This is a genomic window from Pseudomonas sp. TH41 (assembly GCF_016650695.1).
In the GTDB taxonomy this organism is placed as follows: domain Bacteria; phylum Pseudomonadota; class Gammaproteobacteria; order Pseudomonadales; family Pseudomonadaceae; genus Aquipseudomonas.
Genome location: NZ_JAEKFH010000003.1, coordinates 1,464,879 through 1,483,234, shown reverse-complemented (window position 1 = coordinate 1,483,234; position 18,356 = coordinate 1,464,879). Strand labels below are relative to the sequence as shown.

The following is an 18,356-nucleotide window of genomic DNA, read 5'->3' as shown; positions in this document are numbered from 1 at the left end:
AACGCGTTGCTCTTAAGTCCTTCGCGAGCAAGCTCGCTCCTACAGGGAATTGTGGGGTTAGTGGATTATCCAGCTCAACAACCACAAACCCAGCAGCAACCAGATAATCCCCATGATGATCGACGCATTCATGAACGCCCGAATCGCCGACCACAACAGCATCAACCCAATGACCAAAGCGATGATGCTGATGATCGAAGTGTCCATCCCCAACGTCCGGGACAATCCGTCGACAAAGTTGCTGCCGGCGTGGCTCAGGATGTTGAACAAGCCACTGAGACCGTCAACGATAAAGCGGATGACCGTGCCGAGTGCCTGACCGAGCCATTCGAAAAAACTTTCTACCTGCATGTCGTTAACGTCCTGATGTAAGTGGTCGAGCCTTGGGCCATTGATCGCGGTGGCGAGTTCCCTGTAGGAGCTGCCGGAGGCTGCGATCTTTTGATTATGGCGCAAAGATCTCTGTAGCAACTGCCGAAGCCTGCGTTTACCCCTCGTAGGAGCGAGCTTGCTCGCGATGGTGTGTCAGTCGACACCCATGTAGCTGACACACCATCGCGAGCAAGCTCGCTCCTACAGTGCTGCCACATAGACCTTGCCTTGATCGATCATCCCCCCGAAGCTATACGCCTTCAGGAGAGCCCGATGAACTTAGTTGAACTGACCGAACGCCTGCACGCCATCCGTGACCGCAATGACTGGCGCCAATTCCACAGCCCGAAAAACCTGGCCATGGCCGCCAGTGTGGAGATGTCCGAGCTGGTGGAAATTTTCCAGTGGCTGACCGAAGACCAGTCACGTCAGTTACCGGCGGATAAACTGGCCCATGCCGGGCAGGAAGTTGGCGATATCGTGCTCTATTTACTGCTGCTGTGCAGCGAGCTGGGGTTGGACATGAATGAAGTCGTGAACAACAAACTCGCGGACAGTGAACGGAGGTTCAGCTGATGAGTGATCGTCATTTCGATCAGCTGGCGACCCGTTTCGCCGAAAAAATCTACGGTGGGGCCAAAGGTGCGATCCGTCTGGCCGTGCTTCAGGCGGACCTGGCCGAAGCCTTGCCGGACCGACCGTTGCGCGTGCTGGACATCGGCGCCGGCCTTGGCCACATGTCGTTGTGGCTGGCCCAGCGCGGCCATGACGTCACGCTGGCCGAACCCGCCGAGCCGATGCTTGAAGGCGCGCGCCAGCGCTTCGCCGAGGCCGGGCAGGCTGCGACGTTCATTCAGGCCCCGTGGCAGGAACTGCTCGGTCAACTCACCGAACCTTACGACCTGGTGCTGTGCCACGCCGTGCTGGAGTGGCTGGCCGAACCGCATGCGATCCTGCCGGTCTTGCATCAGCTCACGAAAAAGGATGGCTGGTTGTCGCTGGCCTTCTACAACCGCGATGCGCTGATCTACCGCAATTTGCTCAAGGGTCATTTCCGCAAAATGCGCAAGAACGACATGGCCGGCGAGAAGCAGAGCCTGACCCCGCAGCAACCGCTCGATCCACGTGAACTGGCGGCGCAACTTGAGGGTCTGTGGCAGGTCGAAACCCAGAGCGGGGTGCGGGTTTTTCACGACTACATGCCGGTGGAATTCCAGGCCCGCGCCGAACTGGTGGACTTGCTGGAAATGGAGCTGGCTCACCGTCGCCACCCAAGCTTTGCCGGGCTTGGGCGTTACTTGCACTGGATCTGTCGGCCGGTCTGATCGGAGCTCGAAATGAAAAGTCGTTCAGGGTTATTGGCGATCTGTCTGGGGTTGGCCGCCTGCCAGGGCAGCAACCCTTATGTGGCGACTTCCAACCCCTTGCCCCCAGCGCCGCCTCAAGCGGCCAACACCTTCGACCGCAGTGCCTACCCGGCACCGACGCGTGACTATGGGCGCTATCGCAGCTGGACCTGGCTCAACGGGCACCTGCCGCCGGGCACGGCGTGGGCGGACTCGGCGCAGGTCGCTGAAGCGGTCAGTAACGCCCTCGATCAACGCGGATTGCGCCCCCTGCAGGACAATCGGCCGGCGGACCTGTTGGTCAGCGCCGATCTGCGGCTGGAAACCCGCTTGCGTCAGGTCCAGGACGACTACGGTTACTACGGCGCAGGTTATGGCGGTTACAACCACTACGGCAACGGTTATGGCATGTACGGCTCGGTGCCGATCGTCCGTACCTACCAGGAGCAGGTCGTGGTCGTGCAGGTGGATATGTTCGACGCGGGCACCGGTCAGCCCGTGTGGAGTTCCAGCGCCGAAACCAGCCACAAGGGCACCCAAAGCGAGCAAGCGGATGCCATACGGGAGGCTGTGGAAAAGGCCATGTCGGCGTATCCTCCGAGTTAGCTTCCGTCGCTAAGAAGCATTCCGCAGGATCATGTCTTCAGTCGGAGAAAAATCATGTTCCGCCGTTTCGTTTTATTGGCCATGGCCGTGCTGCTCAGTGCCTGCGCCGCCAACCAGGTCAACCATGACTTCGACGCCAGCCGTGATTTCGCAGCCTATCGAAGCTGGAGCTGGAAAGAGCCTGCCCTGCAGTATCGCCCCGATGACCCTCGAATCAAAAGCGACCTGACCGAGCAACGCATGCGCGAGGCGGTTGCCGATCAGCTGGATCAGCGTGGTCTGCGCCCAGCCGCTACCGGCAGCAAGGCTGATTTGCACGTGCAGACTTACCTGATCGTCGAAGAACGTCAGCAACAGGTCACCACCAACTATGGCGGCGGGTGGGGTAACCCATGGAACGGTTACTGGGGCGCGCCGATGTACAACGAAACCCGCAACGTCACCTACAAAGTCGCGACCATTCAGATCGACTTGCTCGATGGCAAGGACGGCAAACTGGTGTGGCGCGGCAGCGACGAACAAATGCTCAGCCGTACACCCAACCCGACTGATCGCACCAATGCGATACACGAAACCGTCGGGCGAATATTGGCCAACTATCCACCGAGATAAACCCCATCACCCCCTTGTAGGAGCGAGCTTGCTCGCGATGGTGTGTCAGTCGACTCACATGTAGCTGACACACCATCGCGAGCAAGCTCGCTCCTACAGAGGGTTTTTTGTTGTCGGTGCTGGCGTGTTGCCAGCAACCTCGTCAACCCTTGTCTACACTGCTGTTCACTTACGGAGGTAACCCTCGGCCGTGCGCTGGCAAAGGAGTGCTCGATGTCTTTTGGCATGCAGTTTCATGGCCCGGTCCGGCAGCGGGGTGCGATCGGTTTGATCGCGGCGCTGACCCTGAGTCTGGCGTTGGGGTTTATGTTGCTGGTGGTCGATACCGGCAGGCTCTACCTGGAAAAGCGCAAATTGCAGAGGGTGGCAGACACCGCCGCACTCGAGGCCGTGAGCCGCGATGGCAATTGTCTGCCCGGATTGAGCGCTGCCAATTACGCCACCCAAAGTGCAGTCCGCAACGGGTTTACGGTCAACGCCGACAGCACGTTGAACGTCAGTTGCGGCACCTTGCAGACCGGCGCCGATAACCTTCATGCGTTCACCGCCGACTCCACCAAATCCGCTGCCGTCCAGGTCATTGCCACCCATACCGTGCCCACCAGCATCGCCGCGGGTATCGGCGCGCTGTTGTCCGGCGGACCGGTCAATCTCAGCACCCGGCTGAGTGCCACCGCCGTAGCGGCCGAGCCTAGGCCGAGTATCGCCCAGCTGAATATTCGCAGCGCCCTGCTCAACATCAGCACCGCCCAATCAAACATCCTCAACCCGCTGTTCACTGGACTGTTGGGCGGTAACGTGAGCCTTTCGGCGGCGGGCTGGAACGGTTTGCTGAACACCGACATTAAACTGCTCAGCTACCTGAACCAGTTGGCGATCAATCTGAATGTTGCGGCCGGCAACTACACCCAGTTGCTCAACACCCAGACTACGGTGACTCAACTGATCCAGGCCGCGGCGACGGTGGTTCAACTCAACGGCGCAACCGCCGATGTCATGGTTGCGCTAGGTAATCTGAAAGGGGCGGCGGGGGCGAACAACAGCCCGGTCAAACTGGGCGATATTTTGCAGCTGCAAGCTGGCACTACCGCCGCCGAGCTGGATGCCAACGTGCAATTGCTGCAATTGATTCAAGGCGTGGTCCAGTTGGCCAACAGCAAAAGTGCCGTGGCCGCGACCTTGCCAGTCAGCGTGCTCGGGTTGGCCAATGTGACGGTGCGGATCAAGGTGATACAGCCCCCGCAGTTCTCCGCTATTGGCGATCCGGCACTGGCCGCGGCCAACCCCACGGGGCCGAACCAGATCTATGTGCGTACCGCACAAGTGCGCACGATGTTGTCGGTGAATCTGCCGGTGCTGTCCGGGGTGACCGGGCTGAGCAATGCGGTGTCCGGCCTGGTGGGCGGATTGACCCCGATACTCAACGGGGTGCTGAGCCTGAATCTGGTCACCACCCTCAACTCGCTCCTTTGCCTGCTCGGTGCTGGCTGTCAACAACTGGACCCCTTGCTGCTGCCATCACCCGAAATCGACATCAGCCTGGATGCCGGCGGCGCCAAAAGTTATGTCACTGCCTACAGTTGCCCGGTAGGCACCACGGGCATTAAAAGCCTGACCGCCCACACCATCACCTCGATAGCCGACCTCAAAGTTGGCAAAATCGATCCCGTCGCCGCTTTTTCATCCACCGCCGAGCCGACTGTCACGCCGCTGCCGCTGATCGATCTCGGCACCGTGACGTGTCACAAGGTTGCCTTTTTACTCGGTAGCTGTGACGAGACGACTCATGTGGCGTTTGCCGCTGGCGGCATAGGGATCATGGCCAACACCAGCGTCGGGCAAAACACCCAGGAGCTAGTGTTTTCCAGTACCACGCCTTTCGCGACTCCGCCGAATCTCAAACTGCCGCCGAGCGTAATCTCCGCCGCCCCCACCAACAATATCGTCGGCAGCCTGACGAACACCCTGGCAGGCATTAGTTTGAATGCCTATCAGCCTGTGGGTAGTAGTCCACTGGGGAGCATCATTGCCAGTGCCGTAAGCGCGATTAGCGATGTCACCACGCTACTGGGGCCAGTGATCACCAATCTGCTGAGCCCGCTACTCGATCCGTTGCTGAACAATCTGCTCAAGAATCTGGGCATCAACCTGATGGACGTCGACGTCGGCGCCAACATGACCTGTGGGCAGAAAGGTAAAGCCTACCTGATGATTTAATCACCCTCGATAATCGGCAATTCGACACAAAACCGTGCGCCCTCGAGCGCGTTACTCACGCTCAATCGACCGCCCATGTTCTCGACGATGCCGTAACTCACCGACAACCCGAGCCCAGTGCCGACGCCCACGGGTTTTGTGGTGAAGAACGGCTCGAAAATCCGCTCCAGCAGCCGTGGATCGATACCGCCGCCGTTGTCCTCGACCCACAGCCTGACCGAATGCTGGTCGCGTTCGGCGTACACCGAGATCCACGGTTTGAACTCGCGGTCGGTCTCGCGTTTGCTCAGCAGCGCATCCCGGGCGTTGACCATCAGGTTGATCAGCACCTGTTCCAGCTGATCGACGTACCCGCGCACCTGCACCTCAAAACCGGTCTCGCTGACGCGCAGGTCGACCCCTTTGCCGCGCATGCCTTCGGCCAGCAACGACAACGTACCCTCGATGGCATGAGCCGGATTGAACGGATGCTGTTCGACCTCAGAGCGGCGGCCAAACACGCGCATGTGGTCGACCACACGGGCAGCGCGCTGGACCTGGGCATCGATGCGGTTGAGTTTGTCAGTGAGGTAATCGACCTGCACATCGCCGTTGCTCAGACGTTTAAGCACATTGACGATCGCCATGCGCATCACGTTCAACGGCTGGTTGATTTCATGCGCGAGCCCGGTAGCCATTTCGCCGAGGGTGGCCATTTTGGCGCTTTGGGTGAGTTGCTGCTGAGAACGCCTGACTTCAGTGTTGTCGCGGCCCACGGCCTGAATCTCCAGCAAGCGGCCTTGGTCATCGAACACCCCTCGATCCGACCAGACCCACCAGGCGTGTTCACGTCCCGGCAGTTGCAGATTGATTTCCGCGGTACTGACCGGATACTCGGGGCTCAGTTGGCCGAGCCGCTGGAGGAACGTTTCGCGTTGTTGCTGCGACATCCAGCTGCCCAGATTTACCCCCGGCAGCTGCTCGGGTGAGCATTCCATATACGTCGCTAACGGTCGGTTGCCGAAGGTCAGGGTCAGGTCCGGGCGGTAGCGGCAGATCATCGCCGGGGAATCCTCCACCAGGATCCGATAGCGCTCTTCGCTCTGTTTCACCTGCTCGGCGGCCAGTGTCGCTTCGGTCACGTCCAGCCACAGGCCGACCGCTTCCACCGGCAGTCCCAGGTCGTCGCGCAGCAGCTTGGCTTCGTCCAATAGCCAGTGGTAGTCACCGCGACTGTCGCGCAGTCGATAGCGGGCGCGCACCGAACCTTCACGCAGCAATTGGCGTGTGCGCTCGAAGTAGCGATCGCGGTCCTCGGGGTGAACCCTTTCCACCATCGCCCCGGTGGCGCAATCGGCAAGGGTCCAGCCGAGCAATGGCAGCAAGCTGTCACTGAAAAACGTCGGTTGCAGTGCACCTTCGACATAGCGCTGCACGTAGATCACCGCCGGAGAGCTGGCGATCAGGTTGTCCAGCCGGGCATGCGCCGCGGCGGCATGCTGTTGCTGATTCTTGATGTCGCTGATGTCGAGCATGAAACCCACTAGCCGCCGATGTGTACCGACACCCAGGGCCTGGCCTTGCAAGCGATACCAGATCGGCGCGTGTGCCAACCGTACGCACAGGAGCAAGGGTTTGCCTTCATTTTGCAAATCTTGCAAACGACTGTTCAGCTCTTCACGGTCGGCGGGATGCACCTCATCGAGCCAGTCGTGGAGCGGCAAACAGGCATTCTCAAGGTTCAGGAGGGTGGCCAGTGACGGGGACAGTTGCACTTCGTCGCGTTCGCTGAAGAGCTCCCACCATCCGGCGCCGAGCAAGGCTTGCAGCGACTCCAGCCGCTCCAGTTGCAAATGGTGCCGGTGCTCGCGCAAGCGCTCCAGTAACGGCCCGGCGAGTGCAGCGGCGAACTGTAACCAGTCACGCTCGCTGACGTCGGGTGCACGTTGCTGCACCGGGTAAAAATCACAGAGCAACCAGGCGGCCACACCTTGCGCGTCCTGATACGGCACCGCGAATCCTTCAGCATTGCCGAAAATGCTTTGCAGGCGTGGATGCTCGCAGAGGGTCAGAGGGTGCGGCGCGGAGCCATTCAAGCTGTCGAGGCCCATGCCCAGTCGCTGTCCGTTTTGCCACAGACCTGGCGCATCGAAGGCCGCGTAATGTTGATGGATCTGCCAGCCGTGTTCCTGCTCGTCGAGTATTGCCACGGCGATGCACGGTATCTGAAAACGCTGGGCCAGCACTTGCAGTTGTTCCTCCAGCACATAGGGCAGGCGCGTCAAGCTGCAGAGGCGTAATTGCTCGCCGATCTGCGCTGCCAGTAATTGACAGTGGTCGCGGCTACGCGCTTGTCGGCGTTCGAGCAGCAAGTCGCCGATGTCCAGCAGCTGCAACAGCCAGGCATCGGCCAACGGCTGGACCCAGCCGCGCAGGTGCAGGGGGTGTCCACTGAGGCTGTAAAAATCCAGGTCCAGTGTCTGTCCCTGCCAATCAGCCGGCGCACCTTCGATGGCCAGTTGGCTGTGGGGCATGAGCAATTCAAGAAGGTACGGTGCCTGCGCGGCAGGGATCTGCTGAGCCAGTGCATGCCGCAATGGGCCGGTCATGTGCGCCACTCGACCTTCGGCATCCAGGTGCACCTGCAAACCGACGCTTTGCACGCTCAGGGGTGCCGGCTCGATCTGTTGCGGTGGCGGGTGGCGGTTGAGCAGACGCCCGAACAGTTTGTCCCCGGAACTCAAAATTGCAGGCTCGAACTGGCGCTGAGATTCGCCGGCAGATTAGGCACCGGGCCGATTCCCGGGAGTACCAGAAACGGGATGACCTGTTTCAGTTTATTTGTGGGGTAGTTGATGGTGACCTTCAACACCCCGCCAATGTAGGTGGCGGTGGCGTCGGTGGCGACATTGAAATTCAGCGCAGCGGGGATCCAGGCCAGTTGCCGGGTCAGTTCCGTGGTGGCAACGGTGGTGATCGCGGTGTCGTAACCGGGCGTGGTCGTATCGAGCGCCACGCTTCGGCGCACGGCTTCGGCGGTCGACTGGTTGAACGATTGCACCAGCAACAACGGCAGGCTGTAAGTCACAACCCCATAGAACACGGCGAAAAAAATAACGAACACCAACGCGAATTCAATCGCGACGGCACCTTTTTGTTTGCGGGGGAGGCTTGTTTTCATGAGTGCGTCTACCCTGACCATCATGGCGTAATGTCAGCATAGAATCATTCAGCCAAAACGGATGTTTTTTACCGCATGCAAAGCTTTGCCCTACTGATCTGGCTGGCGCTATGCGCAGCGCAGGATGCTCGAGAGCGGCACATCGCCAATGGCCTGACGGTTGGCGCGGGCGCGTTGGTGCTGGCGTATCTGCTGTGGACGAACTCGACCTGGCTGGGGGCCGAAGCGGCGCAGGGCGGCTGGGCCTTTGTACTGGCGCTGGCCTTCACCCTTCCCGGTTATTCGTTGCGCCGCCTGGGCGCAGGCGATGTGAAACTGATGACAGCCTTGGGACTTGCGACGGACAGTAAACATTTGCTCGGCACGTTTATCGGTGCCGGATTGACCAGCGCCGTCTGGCTGTTACTGGCGCCAAGCGTCTGGGTTCATATGAGTCAAAGCGTTAGGGTTCGCCTTCGCTATCTAGGGCCTGGAGCGTCAAATAAACAACCCTATGCGCCCTTCGTGCTGGTGGGCTTTTTGCTGACGCTCGCCTGGATCCATTTGTTGTCCGTTTGATGTACATAGTCAGAAAGTACGTCTACTTTCAAAGCTGTCGTTGTACAACTCGCGGCTGTCGGTACAGGAACGGTCAGCCCTTTGGCCTTGCAGGGAGTCACCCGTGAACAAGCCTACCTCGGCAGTGAAAGTCCTTGTGGTTGATGATCAGCCGTTGATCGTTGAAGAGCTTTGCGAGTTCCTTGAGCGCAGTGGTTATCGCTGCGTGCCGTGTAAGTCCGGCAGTCAAGCGATCGCGCGGTTCAGTGAGGACCTGGGTATCGGCCTGGTGCTCTGCGATTTGCACATGCCCGGCATCGACGGCATCGAGCTTATTAAGGAGCTGCAACGTTTGTCCGGCAAGCATCGGGCTTTCGAGGCGATCATGCTGACTGGGCGTGCGGACAAGCAGGATGTGATCAAGGCGTTGCGGGCCGGGTTTGCCGATTACTATCAGAAGCCGGTTGATCTGAACGAGTTGCTCAATGGGATGCAACGTCAGGAAGTGGCGTTGCAGGAACAGCAGAAGAGTCTGCAATTGGGACATTTAGATCAGAAGCTGCAGTACCTTTCCGAGTCGCTCGATGATTTGTATCAGGACCTGGATAAGGTTCGACGCGGTCCGCAGTGGTCGGATGCTGCTGATGGCGAGGTCAGTGATCTGGATCGGATGAAGATTCCGACGATTTTCACTCAGCTGTCGCCACGGCAATTGGGCGTGGCGCAGTTGGTGGGAAAGGGGCAGACGAATTATCAGATTGCCTGTGAGTTGGGGATTACCGAGAACACGGTGAAATTGTATGTGTCACAGGTGTTGCGGTTGACGCATATGCATAATCGGACGCAGTTGGCGTTGGCTTTGGCGTCGTCGCCGGGTAGTTCTGGGGGGCGCCAAAGCGCTACTGCTCACTAAAACGGTACGCCGTTCAAATTACACGAATCAACTGTGGGGGTGAGCCTGCTCCGGGCGACGTTCCGACGAAGGCGGCCTGATAGCCGACCTGATCTTGCGGCTGTACCCCTAACCATTGTGGGAGCTGGCTTGCCTGCGATGGCGGCCTGACAGCCGACCAGTCTCTTTCAGGTGTACATATCCATTTCTGCGGTAACGGCGGCTTAGGGTTTCGCCCTTACGGCGACTCACTTTTTTTACAAACGCCTAAAAAAAGTAAGCAAAAAAACGCTCGCCCCGAGCGTCCGGCCCCTCGCTAAGGCTCGGCGTTCCCTCGCTCCGGTCCTGCTCCGTGGGCCCGCCGCCATCGGCCATCCATGGCCGGGGGCGGCTAGCCCGGCATCCATGGCCGGGGGCGGCTAGCCCGGCATCCATGCCGGGCTGCCCACTGCGCAGAACCTCCACTCGGCCTCCCGAAGGGGCGGGTAGATCAAAAGCTGCAGGCGAGCTAACGCTCGGCCTGTTGAGTGGTGAGAAGCGGGGCGTGTACGTCGATTTGTTTTTGCTTTTCTGTGGGAGCGAGCCTGCTCGCGAAGGCGGCCTGACAGCCGACCAATCTCTTGCAGGTGTACTTGGTCCCACTGTAGGAGCTGCCGAAGGCTGCGATCTTTTGATCTTTTGATCTTTAGAAGTCGCGCCCCAAAAAAGATCAAAAGATCGCAGCCTTCGGCAGCTCCTACATAAAGGGCTTACAACCGTTCAATTTTTTCGTCGGAACGCCGCCCGGAGCCGGCTCGCTCCCACAGGTTATGTGCTACCCCCCGGACCCGCTATTCACCTGCCCACCCGCGTCTTGATCAAAGTATTGCGGGATCTCATGCTGATAACTTTTCAACCACCGCTGCAGGCTCAGTTCTCGCTCGGCCGCGGTGGAGGTCTGGGGGGTGGTTGAGGCAGCCTTGTTGCTGCTTTGCAGTTGCAGCCAGCCTTCGGTTTCCTGTTGTTGGGGCGAGGCGGGGCCGGCGTCGATGGCGTGGGCCGTGAGGGGCATGGCCAGCAGGCCGAGGTAGTAGAGGGTGGTCGGTTTCATCAGGTCCTCTCCTTATTGAAGGGACGTTGTGGCGACGGCAGCCACCTGGTTCGCAACGGTCGGGGCGGGTTTGCCGGTGGTCTTGAGTTTTTCCGCGCGGGCCTGGGCTTCGGTGACCTGGGAGGGACTCAAGCCGAAGCGGCTGACCAGTTCAGCGGCGCGGCTCCAGTCGTCCTGATAGATCAGCAGCGTGACCAGGTTCAGCGCGGCCAACGAGTCGCTCTGCTTGAGTTCCATGGCCGTCAGGAACTCGAATCGCGCATCCTCCATCTGTAATTGGTTGAGGTACACGACGCCCAGGTCGTTACGGATTTTCTCGTCGGTGGGCGCCAGCCGTGCGGCCCGTTGCAGGTGGGTCAAGGCCAGGCCGTTGTCGCTCTTGGCGGCGGCGAGTTGGCCGAGGCCGTGTTCGGCTTCGGCAGCCAGGCAACTGCCGAGCAGGCTGCGGTACAACGGCTCGGCTTCACTGCGTCCCAGCAAACGATAAACCTTGGCTTTGCGCAAACGTACGTCGGCCTGGTTGTCGGGAAGGCTTTGCAGGTTGGCCAGGCTGGCGTGCAATTTTCCGTCGTTGGCCATGTCGTCGGCGAGGTTCAGCGTCAGCTGTTCATCCGAGCTTAATTTGCCGCAACTGGCGGTGTTGGCCAACGCGCTCCAGGGGGCCTGGCCGTCGCTCGCGCACCCACTTAACAACAGCAGACTCAAACCGGCGATCATTGCTTTCATTACGTTCCCTCTAAGAAGCAAAGGCTCGGGCCAGGGCAGTAAAACCCGGGCCAGCGAGCACGATCAATAACGCCGGGAAGAGAAACAACATCATCACGACGGACATTTTGGCGGACATTCTGGAGATGTATTCCTGCAAGCGTGTCAGGCGGCGGTCATCGAGCAGCTGCTTGAGCGACAGCAGGGATTTCATCGCGCCGCCACCCTGATGGATCAGCTGTTGAAGGATGACGCAGGTGTCGGTGAACTCATCCACCGCGAGCAATCGGGTGGCCTTGCTCAGTTCTTCGCCCAGTTCCAGGCCGGAGTCGACACGGGCCAGCACCAGGCGCAGTTCATGGGTCAGCGCCGGCAATAACTGTTTTCCTTCGTGGCTCAGAACTCGCAGCGACTGCTCCACCGCCATGCCCGATTCGAACAGGATGCGAAGCAGCGGGATGAAGGTGGAAATCTCGGTCGCCAATTGTTTTTGACGACGGTGCGCGGCCGCCGCGAGCAGGCGTTTGGGCAACAAGTAACCGGCACCGGTGGCGAAGGCCGGGGCGAGCCAGTGGTTGTCCACATGGGGAAAAAACACGCCCTGGATCAGCAGGCTCAGGGCCAGCGCCAGCACCGGCCCCCCCACCTGGAATGCCGCGAACAGCGAGCGTCGCCGGGCGCTACGCCAGCCTAGACGGTTCAGCAGCGTCTGCGTTTCGTTGTCCAGATTGACCGCACGTTGACCGATCCGGCTGTTGCCGAGCAGTTGCAGCCAGTGACCCACCTGATGGTCGCTCAGCAGTTTTCCGTCCAGGCGCTGGGCCACCTGACGAATCCGTCGACGCTGTTCCAGCAACACGCTGAATAGCAGCAGGGCGGCCCCCAAAAACAGCAACGCACTGATCAGCAGCGGTACTTTCATACACTGCGCAACATGCGCCAGAGCGCCAGGCTACCCACCACCTGCAGGCCGAACGCGCTCGCGAGCATGATTTGCCCGGAACTGTCGTGCCACATGGCGAGTAAATAGTGAGGATTGGTGATCAGGAAATAGCCGGCCAGGACAATCGGCAAACCACCCAGCACCCACGCCGTCACCCGGGTTTCTCCGGTCAGGGCGCTCAATTGGCGTGCAGCCTGTTCACGTTCGCGAATCATCTTGATCAGGTTCTCCAGCAACTCACTGGCATTGCCGCCGTAGCGGTGATTGACCTTCAACCCGAGTGCGAATAAACGCAGTTCGTCTTTCTCATACAGCTCCGCGAGGTCCGAGGCAGCGTCTGGCAGGCTGACGCCCAATTGCACATTGCGCTGAACCCGGCTCATGGCGTTTTTCAGCGGATCTTCAGCGACCTCGATAGCGCTCAACACTGCATCGGCCAAGGTGCGTCCGGACTTTAGGCTGCGCACTGCGTGGTCGAGCAGTTGCGGCAATTGTTCGATCATGCGCTTGAGTCGGCGCTTATAACGCCAGCTGATATACAGCCGTGCAGCCAGGGGAGGAACCACCAAAAAAAGCAGTAAACCGAACCAGCCACCCACGGCAAAACCAAGAAAGATCCCCACCGCCCAGAGCAGCAGCCACCCCCTCAGTCGGTCGGTTGGCCGCCCCAGACCTGCTCGCAAAAAGGCCCGCTCCAGTCCCGCCCAGGTGGTTTTTTCCACCTCCCGTTGAACTTGCCCCTGGCTCAGGCGCCCCAGCACCCGCTGGGTGCCGGCCTGGCGCAAACCGCGGTAGAACAGGCGGATCGACAAGCCAAGCAAGACCAGGCATATGAGAACGAGCAGCACCGGTTTCAGCATGCCAAGGCCTTCAGTACGCGGAAGGGATAAACGCCGTCTCGCGGCGCAGTTTGTCGCCGGCGGGGTTGACCGCCTCGCGCATAAAACCGAAACCGTTGCGTCGGTCGAGTCGGAACAGCGTGTTGGTGACGTACACGTCTTCACGGATGCCGACCACCTCCACCACCTCGCTGACGCAGCGGCGGCCATCGGGCATACGCGTCAACTGGATCACCACATCCAGGGCGGCACAGATCATCTGCCGCAAGGTGCGTTCGGCAATGGTCCGGCCCGTCAGCCCGACTAACGTCTCCAGACGCAACAGCGCATCCTGGGCATTGTTGGCGTGCACTGTGCTCATGGAACCGTCGTGGCCGGTGTTCATCGCCGTCAACACGTCGAGCACTTCCACGCCTCGTATTTCGCCGAGGATGATCCGGTCCGGGCGCATCCGCAGGGCGTTGCGGATCAGGTCGCTGGCCTTCACTTCGCCGTGCCCTTCGGCATTCGGCGGACGCGTTTCCAGGCGCACCACATGAGGGTGGCCGAGCTGCAATTCGGCGATGTCTTCGATGGTGACCAGCCGTTCGTGAGGATTGATCAACTGGCTGAGAATGTTCAGCAGTGTGGTCTTGCCGGTGCCGGTGCCGCCGCTGATCAGAATGTTGCAGCGCTTGCCCACGGCGTCCTGAATGAAATCGAAGATCGCCTGGTCGATGGTTTGCATTGCCACCAGGTCAGAGCTTTTGAGCATGTCCTTGCGAAACTTTCGAATCGACAGGCACGGGCCATCGAGGGCAATCGGCGGAATGATCGCGTTGACCCGGCTGCCGTCGGGCAGGCGCGCATCGACCATCGGCGACGATTCATCGAGTCGTCGGCCAAGGGGCGCGAGGATCCGTTGCATCACCCGTTCGACGTGGTGGGCATCGATAAAACGAAGGTCACTTTGATGCAGCACACCGTCGCGTTCGACAAACACCCGGTGCGGACCGTTGACCAGAATCTCGGTCACCGCCGGGTCGCGCAGCAGGACTTCCAGCGGGCCGAAACCGGTGAGTTCGTCGACGATTTCTTCGGCCAGGCGCTCCATTTCGTAACGGGAAATCGCCAGGTGCAGCCGGGCGATGTACTCGGCAATCTTGTCGATGACGAACTGCGACAGTACCTGCCGCGAACCTTCCAGCAGGTTTTTTCCGGACTCTTCGATGGCGTCGATGATGTAGCGGTGCAGTACCAGTTTCAGGCCATCGTGATCCGTATTGCCCACCGGCCCACGTTGGGGGGCACCGAAGAGTTTTTCGCCACTCATTGCGCGCCCCTCAACCGGTTAAACCAGCCCACCTTGGGTTTGGCCAGCCCTTCGTAGCGCTTGGCCAGACATTCGCCGAGGGTTCGCAGGCTTTGGGTCAGGCCTTCCCGTGGGGCTAGCTCGAACAGGGTAATGCCCTGGTTTTTGGCGTTAAGGCGCACTTCCGGGCTGTAGGCGAGCGTCGCGATGACCTCCATGCCAAAGCTTTTACCGAGGGTGTCAGAGTCCGGCGCGACGTTGCGCAGGTAGCGGTCCACCAGCAGCCGGGCGTGATCGAGCTTCATACCTTTTTCGCGCCAGAGGTTGAGCACGGCCAGGTTGCGGCGGCAGTCGAGCACGTTCTGGTCGGTGTACCACAACAGCTTGTCGCAATGACTGACGAAGGTGCGCAAGGCTTCACTGTCGGGCTGGCCGGTGAGGTTCACCACAATGTGCTGGAAGTGTTGGCGCAGGGCGCTGAGCAACATGTACAACTCGGCGGCACTGGTGTGCTCCAGCAGTTCGTCGTTGCTGGCGTAGGCAAGGATCCGCATCCCGGCCTCGCTGCAGGTGAACGCGCTGTCGATCAGCGTTGCGTCGAGGCGCCGCAAATGCCGCAAGGCATCGCCGAAGTGAAACGAACTTTCCAGGCCGAGCAAGGCCAGGCTGTCGCCGCGTGGCAGGCCCAGGTCGAGCAACAAGGTGTGTTGCCCGCTCTTTTGCACCACTTGTGCCATGTGGGTGGCAAGCAGTGCGCCGTCGGCATTGGTCTGCACGCCGTAGAGCACGGTCAAACCACCCAGGTGCGTGTTTGGTGCCACCGGCGGCAGGCGCTTGCTCAGTCGTCGCACCAGACCTGCGACTTCACTGGAGCGAGAACCATAGGCGACGAAGTCCCGTGCCCCGGCGCGCATAGCATTCAGCACAAGCTGATTATCCATACCGTCGCCCAACGCGACGATCGCCAACATCGGCTTGGCCTCCAGAGCGCCTTCGATCAGGGTGCTCTGAGCCACCACATGTTCACGATCCAGCCCGACGAACACCAGACTGGCCAGGGTCACGTCCACCAGCGCCAACAATTCGTCGAGGCTGCCGCCCTCGGCGCTGACCACCTGGCCCAACGGGGCGAGAGCACCTTGCAGCCACTCAAGGTCAGTGCTGTTGCGCGTAATCGCGAGGAAGGTTTGACAGAGATTCTGGCTCATTGTGATAACCCGCTGCGCTTATCAAAATTGCCGTTTTCGAGGAAGTACAGGCGATACCAGTTCGGGTCGTAGTTGCGCAATTTTTCACCGGGCAATGACGGCAGTTGTGCGTTGGCCGCCAAGGGTTGAACCAGGTGCGGCGTGACGATCATCAACAGTTCACGCTCTTCACGTTTGATGGATGAGCTGCGAAAAAAAGCGCCGAGAATCGGGATGTCGCCCAGGCCGGGGAATTTGCTCACCTGTGAGGCGTTTTGGGTGCTGATCAAGCCGCTGATGACAAAGCTCTCGCCATCGGCGAGGGAAATGCTGGTGTCCGTGCGGCGAATAGTGAACGCCGGGACGGTGGTGCCACCGATGGTCACGCCATTGTTGAAGTCGAGTTCGCTGACCTCGGGCGCCACTTTCAGGGCGATGCGGTCGTGGCTGACCACGGTCGGCGTGAGTGTCAGGCGGATACCGAATTCCTTGTATTCGATGGAATAGCTGTTGCTGTTGGCGCTGGGCACCGGAATCGGGATCTCACCACCGGCCAGGAAACTCGCGCTCTGCCCGCTGATGGCCACCAGGCTGGGCCGCGCCAGTGTGTAGGCGAAGCCACTGCTTTCCATGGCATTGATGATGGCGAGGAAGTTACCGCCGCCGGCGACGATGTTGTACACGTCGTTGGCCAAGGGAATGCTCGGCACGGCGATCCGCGGATCGATGTTGCGCAGCGGCAGCACACCAGGCGTCACAGCGGTATTCGGCACAGTGCCGGGGGAGCCGAAAAGAAAGTTCGAGCTTTTGCCGAAAATGGACGTGCCGGCTTCTTTCAGTTTGGTCCGGCTGACTTCGACGAAACGGATGTCGGTCTGCACTTGCGATGGCAGCAGCGGGTCATCGGACGGTAATTGGGTGGCGGTGGTCATGGCCGTGGTGGCCCGTCCTTGAACGAACACCATGCTTTGACGCGGCGCGCTGGCACAGGCCGTCCAGACCATCAGGCTGGTGGCGCCGGGGGCCATGCCGGTGAGCAGGAAGGCTTGATTGCCGTTGACTCGCACGTCGGCAATTTTCGGATCGCCCACCGCCACGCGGGTGATCGCTACGGGCGATTGTATCGCCTGTTGCAGCCCTTCACCGACTTCCAGCACGGCCGGCATCGAGCCCAGCGCGGCGCAATTTCCGACAGCGGCAACCGTCGTCGTGAACGGAAGCCCGCTCAAGAGGGAGACCCAGAGCAAGCTGTGGAACAGGGGCATGGAAACTCTGCGCATTTAGATGCGTCCTTGCTCGACTCAGGGGGTTTGGGTGATTTCACTGCCGCGAATGACTTCCACGCTCGACTTGCGCGGGGCGACTGTGCCAGCCGTGGCGACAGGTTTGGGGGGAGCGGTCATGGCTAGTTGACTGAACTGGATCAGCTCGCGGTTGGCGCTAGCGAGGTTGGCCGATGAATCACGTTCCCCGGCCCAGTAGTGCGCCAGGCGTTTTTCATCGGCACTGCGCACGGCCAGGCGCAGCATGCCGGCCTGGGTTGCCAGCATCAGTCGACTCAGGAGCTGTTCGGGGACGGCGAGTAACACCGTGCGTGCGCTGGCGCGCAGTTGGTTCTGATTGAGTTTTTCGTCGTTGCCGAGTGCCGTGCTCGAGGGATGGCCGTCGTTGGTCAACCCCAATTGTTCACCCACCCCGAGCACCCGCAATGCGGGTACCACCAGCTGAGCCGACGACTGAAGGTTGTTGCTGTCCATGCGCAGAAACAGCAGCACATCAACGTAGTCCCCTGGCATCAGTTGCCCACCGGCGTCGATCACTTCGTCCACCGCGACGGCGAGTGCGCGTTCATCGGGACGAATCATCCGCGCCAGTCTGCCGCCAGCCTCGAAGCTTTCATCGTTGAGCCAGCTGCCGGCGGTCAGCGCACGCCAGGGTGTGCGGCCAATGACTTGATCGAGACGGGTCAGACTGCCGGCGGGGGCCGTGCGGAGTTTTTCCAGGGTCACATCGGCGGCGGTAATCGCCACGAACGGCGGCACGTCATGCAGCAGCACGACCACCGGCTGACGAGTAGGGTCTTCCACTGGCGCAGGAGTCTGGACAGTTGGCGTGGCGGCGACAACGGCAGGTTGAGCGACAGGCTCGGGGGACGGTTGACGGCTCAACATGAGCCCCCAGTAACCGGCAATGATGGCGCCCACCAGAAACAACCCGGCCAGGCCCATGGTAATGCGACTGTTCATGACGGCTCTCCCTTTCCTGCTGCTCTAAGACTCCCGCCCTGTCCGACGAGATCTTATTAATCAGGAAGCTATGAACATAAAACTGTTTTGCTGTTTGACCGTAGCTCAGAAAGGGCAAAACGCCATTAGCGAGTGGAACAATATTTAGTTAAAGCAAATGGTTACTGATTGGTAGCGATTTCTTGACGTCAACTAAACCGATACTACTTAGGTATTAATGCTTTCTTACAGTTGTTGGAACGGGGAATGCCGACAATGCTGGTGCTGGCGAAGGGGAATCATGTTTCGGTTGTGCAACACCCGTTGTCATCCA

18 protein-coding genes are annotated in these 18,356 nt (G+C 60.1%); 7 read left to right on the top strand and 11 right to left on the bottom strand.

Annotated elements, in window-relative coordinates; translation table 11 throughout:
- Nucleotides 1-57 precede the first annotated feature (57 nt).
- Nucleotides 58-351, bottom strand: coding sequence for a hypothetical protein (locus JFU37_RS09495; protein WP_201115051.1), 294 nt, complete (start codon nt 349-351; stop codon nt 58-60).
- Nucleotides 352-645: 294 nt separating this feature from the next.
- Between JFU37_RS09495 and JFU37_RS09490 the strand changes: the two genes are divergently transcribed.
- The 5 genes from JFU37_RS09490 (at nt 646) to JFU37_RS09470 (ending at nt 5,153) form a co-directional block, all read left to right on the top strand.
- The gene (locus tag JFU37_RS09490) at nt 646-948 is read left to right on the top strand and encodes a MazG-like family protein (protein ID WP_201115050.1); all 303 of its coding nucleotides are present in this window, start codon (nt 646-648) and stop codon (nt 946-948) included.
- The gene (locus tag JFU37_RS09485) at nt 948-1,697 is read left to right on the top strand and encodes a methyltransferase domain-containing protein (protein WP_201115049.1); all 750 of its coding nucleotides are present in this window, start codon (nt 948-950) and stop codon (nt 1,695-1,697) included. The genes JFU37_RS09490 and JFU37_RS09485 overlap by 1 nt, the downstream gene beginning before the upstream one ends.
- Before the next feature lie 12 nt (nt 1,698-1,709).
- Nucleotides 1,710-2,324, top strand: coding sequence for a DUF4136 domain-containing protein (locus tag JFU37_RS09480; RefSeq protein ID WP_201115048.1), 615 nt, complete (start codon nt 1,710-1,712; stop codon nt 2,322-2,324).
- 54 nt (nt 2,325-2,378) lie between these two features.
- Nucleotides 2,379-2,936 carry a DUF4136 domain-containing protein gene (locus JFU37_RS09475; RefSeq protein WP_201115047.1) on the top strand — a complete coding sequence of 186 codons (558 nt, stop codon included), beginning with the start codon at nt 2,379-2,381 and terminating at the stop codon, nt 2,934-2,936.
- Nucleotides 2,937-3,149: 213 nt separating this feature from the next.
- Nucleotides 3,150-5,153 carry a pilus assembly protein TadG-related protein gene (locus JFU37_RS09470; protein ID WP_201115046.1) on the top strand — a complete coding sequence of 668 codons (2,004 nt, stop codon included), beginning with the start codon at nt 3,150-3,152 and terminating at the stop codon, nt 5,151-5,153.
- On the opposite strand, the gene JFU37_RS09465 is transcribed toward JFU37_RS09470, so the two are convergent.
- Together JFU37_RS09465 and JFU37_RS09460 are read right to left on the bottom strand one after the other, a co-directional pair.
- A complete protein-coding gene (locus JFU37_RS09465; protein ID WP_201115045.1) occupies nt 5,150-7,876 on the bottom strand; it encodes a PAS domain-containing sensor histidine kinase in 2,727 nt (908 codons plus the stop codon). The genes JFU37_RS09470 and JFU37_RS09465 overlap by 4 nt on opposite strands.
- Nucleotides 7,873-8,313, bottom strand: coding sequence for a TadE/TadG family type IV pilus assembly protein (locus JFU37_RS09460; protein ID WP_201115044.1), 441 nt, complete (start codon nt 8,311-8,313; stop codon nt 7,873-7,875). Before JFU37_RS09460 ends, JFU37_RS09465 begins: the two co-directional genes overlap by 4 nt.
- Nucleotides 8,314-8,388: 75 nt before the next feature.
- On the opposite strand from JFU37_RS09460, the gene JFU37_RS09455 reads away from it, so the two are divergent.
- Nucleotides 8,389-8,871, top strand: a complete 483-nt coding sequence (locus JFU37_RS09455) for an A24 family peptidase (protein ID WP_201115043.1) — start codon at nt 8,389-8,391, stop codon at nt 8,869-8,871.
- A 103-nt stretch (nt 8,872-8,974) separates the two neighbouring features.
- Nucleotides 8,975-9,763 (top strand): response regulator, encoded by a 789-nt coding sequence (locus JFU37_RS09450; protein ID WP_201115042.1) that lies wholly within the window; start codon nt 8,975-8,977, stop codon nt 9,761-9,763.
- Nucleotides 9,764-10,556: 793 nt separating this feature from the next.
- Here the strand turns inward: JFU37_RS09450 and JFU37_RS09445 are convergent.
- Genes JFU37_RS09445 through cpaB form a run of 8 tightly spaced genes read right to left on the bottom strand, consistent with a single transcriptional unit; the run spans nt 10,557 to nt 18,043 of the window.
- Nucleotides 10,557-10,832, bottom strand: a complete 276-nt coding sequence (locus tag JFU37_RS09445) for a DUF3613 domain-containing protein (protein ID WP_201115041.1) — start codon at nt 10,830-10,832, stop codon at nt 10,557-10,559.
- 12 nt (nt 10,833-10,844) lie between these two features.
- Nucleotides 10,845-11,558, bottom strand: coding sequence for a hypothetical protein (locus JFU37_RS09440; protein ID WP_201115040.1), 714 nt, complete (start codon nt 11,556-11,558; stop codon nt 10,845-10,847).
- Nucleotides 11,559-11,568: 10 nt separating this feature from the next.
- Entirely contained in the window at nt 11,569-12,459 is an 891-nt protein-coding gene (locus JFU37_RS09435) for a type II secretion system F family protein (RefSeq protein WP_201115039.1), read from the bottom strand.
- Nucleotides 12,456-13,340: a type II secretion system F family protein gene (locus JFU37_RS09430; protein WP_201115038.1), complete on the bottom strand. Its 885-nt coding sequence runs from the start codon at nt 13,338-13,340 to the stop codon at nt 12,456-12,458. Before JFU37_RS09430 ends, JFU37_RS09435 begins: the two co-directional genes overlap by 4 nt.
- Nucleotides 13,341-13,350: 10 nt before the next feature.
- Nucleotides 13,351-14,631, bottom strand: coding sequence for a CpaF family protein (locus tag JFU37_RS09425; protein ID WP_201115037.1), 1,281 nt, complete (start codon nt 14,629-14,631; stop codon nt 13,351-13,353).
- The gene (locus tag JFU37_RS09420; RefSeq protein WP_201115036.1) at nt 14,628-15,818 is read right to left on the bottom strand and encodes an AAA family ATPase; all 1,191 of its coding nucleotides are present in this window, start codon (nt 15,816-15,818) and stop codon (nt 14,628-14,630) included. The genes JFU37_RS09425 and JFU37_RS09420 overlap by 4 nt, the downstream gene beginning before the upstream one ends.
- Complete coding sequence (locus JFU37_RS09415; RefSeq protein ID WP_201115035.1) at nt 15,815-17,077, bottom strand: type II and III secretion system protein family protein; 1,263 nt, start codon at nt 17,075-17,077, stop codon at nt 15,815-15,817. The genes JFU37_RS09420 and JFU37_RS09415 overlap by 4 nt, the downstream gene beginning before the upstream one ends.
- 21 nt (nt 17,078-17,098) lie before the next feature.
- Nucleotides 17,099-18,043 carry a Flp pilus assembly protein CpaB gene (gene cpaB, locus JFU37_RS09410; protein ID WP_201115034.1) on the bottom strand — a complete coding sequence of 315 codons (945 nt, stop codon included), beginning with the start codon at nt 18,041-18,043 and terminating at the stop codon, nt 17,099-17,101.
- Nucleotides 18,044-18,356 lie beyond the last annotated feature (313 nt).

Excerpts from the sequence above, each read along its gene's own strand:
- JFU37_RS09495 (WP_201115051.1), bottom strand. The coding sequence starts at position 351 with ATGCAGGTAGAAAGTTTTTTCGAATGGCTCGGTCAGGCACTCGGCACG.
- JFU37_RS09490 (WP_201115050.1), top strand. The coding sequence starts at position 646 with ATGAACTTAGTTGAACTGACCGAACGCCTGCACGCCATCCGTGACCGC.
- JFU37_RS09485 (WP_201115049.1), top strand. The coding sequence starts at position 948 with ATGAGTGATCGTCATTTCGATCAGCTGGCGACCCGTTTCGCCGAAAAA.
- JFU37_RS09480 (WP_201115048.1), top strand. The coding sequence starts at position 1,710 with ATGAAAAGTCGTTCAGGGTTATTGGCGATCTGTCTGGGGTTGGCCGCC.
- JFU37_RS09475 (WP_201115047.1), top strand. The coding sequence starts at position 2,379 with ATGTTCCGCCGTTTCGTTTTATTGGCCATGGCCGTGCTGCTCAGTGCC.
- JFU37_RS09470 (WP_201115046.1), top strand. The coding sequence starts at position 3,150 with ATGTCTTTTGGCATGCAGTTTCATGGCCCGGTCCGGCAGCGGGGTGCG.
- JFU37_RS09460 (WP_201115044.1), bottom strand. The coding sequence starts at position 8,313 with ATGAAAACAAGCCTCCCCCGCAAACAAAAAGGTGCCGTCGCGATTGAA.
- JFU37_RS09455 (WP_201115043.1), top strand. The coding sequence starts at position 8,389 with ATGCAAAGCTTTGCCCTACTGATCTGGCTGGCGCTATGCGCAGCGCAG.
- JFU37_RS09445 (WP_201115041.1), bottom strand. The coding sequence starts at position 10,832 with ATGAAACCGACCACCCTCTACTACCTCGGCCTGCTGGCCATGCCCCTC.
- JFU37_RS09440 (WP_201115040.1), bottom strand. The coding sequence starts at position 11,558 with ATGAAAGCAATGATCGCCGGTTTGAGTCTGCTGTTGTTAAGTGGGTGC.
- JFU37_RS09435 (WP_201115039.1), bottom strand. The coding sequence starts at position 12,459 with ATGAAAGTACCGCTGCTGATCAGTGCGTTGCTGTTTTTGGGGGCCGCC.
- JFU37_RS09430 (WP_201115038.1), bottom strand. The coding sequence starts at position 13,340 with ATGCTGAAACCGGTGCTGCTCGTTCTCATATGCCTGGTCTTGCTTGGC.
- JFU37_RS09425 (WP_201115037.1), bottom strand. The coding sequence starts at position 14,631 with ATGAGTGGCGAAAAACTCTTCGGTGCCCCCCAACGTGGGCCGGTGGGC.
- JFU37_RS09420 (WP_201115036.1), bottom strand. The coding sequence starts at position 15,818 with ATGAGCCAGAATCTCTGTCAAACCTTCCTCGCGATTACGCGCAACAGC.
- JFU37_RS09415 (WP_201115035.1), bottom strand. The coding sequence starts at position 17,077 with ATGCGCAGAGTTTCCATGCCCCTGTTCCACAGCTTGCTCTGGGTCTCC.
- cpaB (WP_201115034.1), bottom strand. The coding sequence starts at position 18,043 with ATGAACAGTCGCATTACCATGGGCCTGGCCGGGTTGTTTCTGGTGGGC.